This is a genomic window from Massilia sp. CT11-108, from assembly GCF_047302915.1.
Taxonomy (GTDB): Bacteria; Pseudomonadota; Gammaproteobacteria; order Burkholderiales; family Burkholderiaceae_D; genus Telluria; species Telluria orientalis.
This window is the reverse complement of sequence record NZ_JBKYMO010001129.1, coordinates 1-662: the sequence shown is the minus strand read 5'-3', so window position 1 is coordinate 662 and position 662 is coordinate 1. Positions and strand designations below refer to the sequence as shown.

The window sequence follows — 662 nt, the reverse complement described above, 5'->3', positions numbered from 1 at the left end:
GATCGTCGCGTCGCCGTCGAACCCGACCGGCACGTCGATGACGCCGGAGCAGACGCGCGACGTCGTCGCGGCCGTCCGCGCGCGCGGCGGATTCTCCATCGTCGACGAGATCTACCAGGGTCTCTATTACGGTGAGAATGAAGGCGACCGCGCGACGAGCGCCCTGACCTTCGGCGACGACGTCATTACCGTCAACAGCTTCTCGAAATACTTCAGCATGACGGGCTGGCGCCTGGGCTGGCTCGTGCTGCCGGAATCGCTCGTGCCGGCCGTCGAAAAACTGGCGCAGAACCTGTTCATCTGCGCGCCCGCCATCGCCCAGCACGCGGCGCTGGCCGCCTTCCACGACGACGCGATCGCCATCTTCGAGGAGCGCCGCCGGGAATTCCGCCGCCGCCGCGACTTCCTCGTGCCCGCGCTGCGCGACCTCGGGTTCCAGGTGCCCGTGCTGCCGGACGGCGCGTTCTACGTGTACGCCGACATCACGCAGGTGAACCACGCGCTGGCGCACGACAGCAGCGCGTTCGGCATGGCCGTGCTGCGCGACGCGCTGGTCGCGCTCGTGCCGGGCGACGACTTCGGGTTCGCCGCGCCGAAGCAGCACGTGCGCTTTTCCTACGCGACGAAGTACGAGCGGATCGAACAGGCGGGCGGCCGCCGGG

1 protein-coding gene is annotated in these 662 nt (G+C 69.2%); it reads left to right on the top strand.

Features of this window, described 5'->3' with window-relative positions; genetic code table 11:
• The coding region (locus ACEN88_RS33570) for an aminotransferase class I/II-fold pyridoxal phosphate-dependent enzyme (protein ID WP_413346668.1) at positions 1–662 on the top strand (662 nt) is incomplete at both ends.